The 3,830-nt window shown below is 76.7% G+C and carries 6 protein-coding genes; 3 read left to right on the top strand and 3 right to left on the bottom strand.

The window, feature by feature from the left end; genetic code table 11:
• The 3 genes from ACYVKY_RS21800 to ACYVKY_RS21810 form a co-directional block, all read right to left on the bottom strand.
• Positions 1–1,018, bottom strand: a 1,018-nt coding sequence (locus tag ACYVKY_RS21800) for a UvrD-helicase domain-containing protein (RefSeq protein WP_460437086.1), incomplete at its 3' end; no start/stop codon positions are given.
• Between the two features lie 60 nt (positions 1,019–1,078).
• Positions 1,079–1,384, bottom strand: coding sequence for an MGMT family protein (locus tag ACYVKY_RS21805; protein WP_460437087.1), 306 nt, complete (start codon positions 1,382–1,384; stop codon positions 1,079–1,081).
• Between the two features lie 10 nt (positions 1,385–1,394).
• The gene (locus ACYVKY_RS21810) at positions 1,395–2,174 is read right to left on the bottom strand and encodes a zinc metalloprotease (RefSeq protein WP_460437088.1); all 780 of its coding nucleotides are present in this window, start codon (positions 2,172–2,174) and stop codon (positions 1,395–1,397) included.
• A 57-nt stretch (positions 2,175–2,231) separates the two neighbouring features.
• Here ACYVKY_RS21810 and ACYVKY_RS21815 point away from each other — a divergent pair, with 57 nt between their 5' ends.
• From ACYVKY_RS21815 to ACYVKY_RS21825, 3 genes are all read left to right on the top strand, one after another.
• Positions 2,232–2,885 (top strand): TetR/AcrR family transcriptional regulator, encoded by a 654-nt coding sequence (locus ACYVKY_RS21815; RefSeq protein WP_460437089.1) that lies wholly within the window; start codon positions 2,232–2,234, stop codon positions 2,883–2,885.
• A gap of 80 nt (positions 2,886–2,965) precedes the next feature.
• Positions 2,966–3,190: a DUF3107 domain-containing protein gene (locus tag ACYVKY_RS21820; RefSeq protein ID WP_460437090.1), complete on the top strand. Its 225-nt coding sequence runs from the start codon at positions 2,966–2,968 to the stop codon at positions 3,188–3,190.
• Between the two features lie 159 nt (positions 3,191–3,349).
• Positions 3,350–3,634, top strand: coding sequence for a GlsB/YeaQ/YmgE family stress response membrane protein (locus ACYVKY_RS21825; RefSeq protein WP_460437091.1), 285 nt, complete (start codon positions 3,350–3,352; stop codon positions 3,632–3,634).
• Positions 3,635–3,830: the final 196 nt, after the last annotated feature.

Consider the following 3,830-nt stretch of genomic DNA (forward strand, 5'->3'; position numbering starts at 1 on the left):
GGCGCGAGACCTCGGTGACGGCCGGCCCGCTGCGCCACCGGGTGGGCAGCACGACGACGGGCGCCTCGGCGCCGTCGGCCCGGCGGTGCCGCGACGACGCGGCGGCGACCGCACCGGGGTCGGCGCCGCGGAAGCCCCCGGTCGTGGCGTCGGGGTCGCCGGTGACGAGCAGGTCGGCGCCGCGCCCGCAGAGCTGCTCGAGCAGCCGCGAGGTGGCCTCGACCGACTCGTGGTGGTCGTCGACGGCCACCAGGCGCCAGCGCTCGCGCTCGGCGGCGAGCAGGGCGGCGTCGTCGCGCAGCAGCGAGACCGCCTCGTCGACGATCGCCGCGGGGTCGAACGAGCTGGGCGAGCGCAGCGCGGTGACGTCGAGGTACTCGCCGAGCAGCGTCGCCGCGGCCTCCCACTCCGGGCGGCCGTGCCGGCGGCCGAGCTCGGCCAGCCCGTCGGGACCGAGGCCGCGCTCCATCGCACGCATCAGCAGCTCGCGCAGCTCGGCGCGCAACCCGCTGAGCGCCAGGGCAGGTCGCACGGCGGACGGCCACTCCGGTGGCGTGCCCTCACCCTCGCGGTGCCCCTCGAGCAGGTCGCGCAGCACGGCGTCCTGCTCCGGGCCGGAGATCAGCCGCGGGCTCGGGTCGCCCGCGCGCACCGCGGAGCGGCGGATGAGCCCGAACGCGTACGACGCGGGCGTGCGGGCCAGCGGCTCGCCGACCGCGACCGGCCCGGGACCCGACAGCCGGGCCGAGACCCGTTGCCGCAGCGCCGCCGCGGCGACGCGGCTCGGGGCGAGCACGAGCACCGACGACGGGTCGAGCCCGTCGCGGTGCACCCGCGCGGCGACCGCCTCGACCAGGGTCGTGGTCTTGCCGGTGCCCGGCGCGCCCACGACGACGAGCGGACCGCTGCCGGCCCGGCGCGCCACCACCTCGGCCTGCACGGGGTCGAGGTCGGGCACCTGGGCACCCGCGGCCGGACGACGGACCAGGCGCAGGGCGGCGTGGTCGGTCGGCGGCACGTGCCGATCCCACCACACGGCGCCGACAGCACCACGGGGGCCGGCAGCGCGCTCGTGCGGTCAGGGCCGCCAGCGCGCCCGGGCCAGGTCGACCCGGTCGCCCGCGGAGCGCAGCGGCGTCCCCTCGCGCCGGTACTCGCGCAGCGCCCGCTCCTCGAGGCCGACGGGCGGCAGCCCGCCCGCCCGCAGCACGCGCCACCAGGGCAGGTCGCCGCCGCCGTAGCGCGCCATGACCGAGCCGACGCCGCGCGGGCCGCCGCGCCCGACCAGCTCGGCGACGTCGCCGTAGGTGAGGACCCGCCCCGCCGGGATGCGGGCGACCAGGTCGAGCACGTCCTCGGCCAGCTCGGACGGCACGCCCCTCATCTGCGGCGCCTCACGGGTAGGGCCAGGGGTTGCGGGCGCAGCCCTGCAGCCCGAGCGTCTGCTGCAGCATCACCGGCGCCACCGCGCCCGTGCCCGGGCACCCGACGTGGCCCTTGCCGAGGAAGTGCCCGACCTCGTGGTTCACCAGGTACGAGCGGTAGGCGGTGAGGTCGTCCGCGTAGTCGGCGGTGCCGCCCACCCAGCGGTAGTGGGTGAGCGCGACCACGCCGCCGTTGCGGCACGAGACCTTGCCGTAGGTCTTGAGCGGGCGGCAGAGCCGGTCGACCATCGCCGGGCTGCCCAGCACGACGGTGACGTCGGCCGCCGCGGCGTCGCCCGTCCGCCCGAAGACGTAGCCCTCGTTGACCCAGCCGCGCGGGTCGTTCAGCGCGGTCATCACGAACGCGGCGAACGCGGTGCCGTCGACGGGCACGCCGCCCTCGACCGCGACGGCGACCGTCACCGGCCGCTCGCCCGCGGGTGCCGGCACCTCGCCCGGCACGACCACCTGGGTGCCGTCGCCGCTGTCGGGGACGTCGTGGGAGAGCAGGCCGGCGAGCGCGTCCGGCGACGCCGGGTCGGCGGTGGGTGCCGGGGCCGGGGCCGCGGGCGTCGCGCCGTCGCCCAGCACGGCGTCGCCCAGCAGCCCCTCGCCCTGCAGGATCGCCGAGGTGGTGGCGTCCGGGGACGCCGCGGCCCGCGGCGGCTCCTCCTCGGCGCAGCCCGCCAGGAGGACGACGAGGGCGGCCAGCGCACCCGCCAGGGCGCGGCGGGAGGGGACGCGTCGCACGTCCCGAGGATGTCACGGCGTACCCGTCGGTAGGCTGAGCCGACCCCGAGGAGGACCATGACCACCCAGGACACGCGCTCGCGCGGCGCCCGGCTGCCCCGCAGCGCCCGGCGCGCGCAGCTGCTCGTCGCGGCGCAGGAGGTCTTCGTCGAGAACGGCTACCACTCCGCCGCGATGGACGACATCGCCGAGCGGGCCGGGGTCAGCAAGCCGGTGCTGTACCAGCACTTCCCCGGCAAGCTCGAGCTGTACCTCGCGATCCTCGACATGCACAACGGCGAGCTGGTGGCCAGCGTCGGCGCCGCGATGCGGGCGCACCCCGAGAACAAGGACCGCGTGGCGGCGGCCATCTCGGCCTACTACGAGTTCGTCGACCGCGACGACGCCGCGTTCCGCCTCGTCTTCGAGTCCGACCTCACCAACGACCCGCTGGTGCGCGACCGGGTCGACCTGGTCGAGAAGACGGTCTCGGCCGCGATCGCCGACATCATCACCGAGGACGCCGGGCTCGACCGCGCGCAGGCGCAGCTGCTCGGCGTCGCCCTCGCCGGCATGGCGCAGGTCAGCGCCCGCGCCTGGCTGCAGGAGCGCCGGCCGGTGCCGCGCGAGCAGGCGGCCGCGCTCATCTCGCAGCTGGCGTGGCGCGGCATCAGGGCCTTCCCGCTCACGGGTTCGCCCACGGCGGAGACCGACGGGGAACAGCCGGGCTGACGCCCGTCGTTCCCCGAGCAGACCGGAACGGACCGGAGCACGAACCAGAGCACGACCGAGAAGCACGACGAAGGAGCAGCGTGGAGGTCAAGATCGGGGTCCAGCACGTGACCCGTGAGCTGGTGCTCGAGTCGGCGCAGTCGCCGGCCGAGGTCAAGGCGGCCGTGGCCGACGCCCTCGCGGGCGGCTCGGCGACGCTCGAGCTGGTCGACGACAAGGGCCGCGTCCTCGTGGTGCCCACCGCGAACCTGGCGTACGTCGAGATCGGCGCCGAGGAGTCGCGCCGGGTGGGCTTCGGCAGCTGAGCCGCACCCGCCGACCACCGGCCGCAGGCCCTCCGGCGTCCGCATCTCGGGATGCGGCCGGGGGCCTGCGGTGGGAGCGTTCCGAGGACCAGGGGCCCGCACGTGGGAGCGGCCCCCTCGCCTGACTGGAGGCCCCGAGCCCCCGGAGAGGAACGCGCAATGGGCACCATCCTCGGAACCATCGTCTTCGGCGCCGTCATCGGCGTCCTGGCCCGGCTCGTCCTGCCCGGCAAGCAGCACATCAGCGTCCTGATGACCGTCGTGCTCGGCATCGTCGGCGCGCTGGTCGGCTACTTCGTCTGGGGCCTGATCACCGGTGACGGCTTCATGGGCGGCAACACCGGCGGCATCGACTGGATCCGGCTGATCATCTCGGTCGTCGTGGCGGCCGTGCTCGTCTCGATCTACGCCGGCTCCGCCGGACGCCGCCGCGCGGTCCGCTGACCGCACGACGCGAACGACGGCCGCAGCCCACGGGCTGCGGCCGTCGTCGTCTCAGTCGGTGGTGTCCCCCCGGAGCCGCTTGGTCTCGCCGCGCTCGCGCTTGGCCCGCAGCCGGCGCTCCACCGACCCGCGGGTCGGACGGGTCGCCCGGCGCGCGGGTGGCGGCGGGGCGAGCAGCTCGCGCAGCCGCTCGGCC

The organism is Angustibacter speluncae, assembly GCF_054777815.1.

Excerpts from the sequence above, each read along its gene's own strand:
- ACYVKY_RS21805 (WP_460437087.1), bottom strand. The coding sequence starts at position 1,384 with ATGAGGGGCGTGCCGTCCGAGCTGGCCGAGGACGTGCTCGACCTGGTC.
- ACYVKY_RS21825 (WP_460437091.1), top strand. The coding sequence starts at position 3,350 with ATGGGCACCATCCTCGGAACCATCGTCTTCGGCGCCGTCATCGGCGTC.
- ACYVKY_RS21815 (WP_460437089.1), top strand. The coding sequence starts at position 2,232 with ATGACCACCCAGGACACGCGCTCGCGCGGCGCCCGGCTGCCCCGCAGC.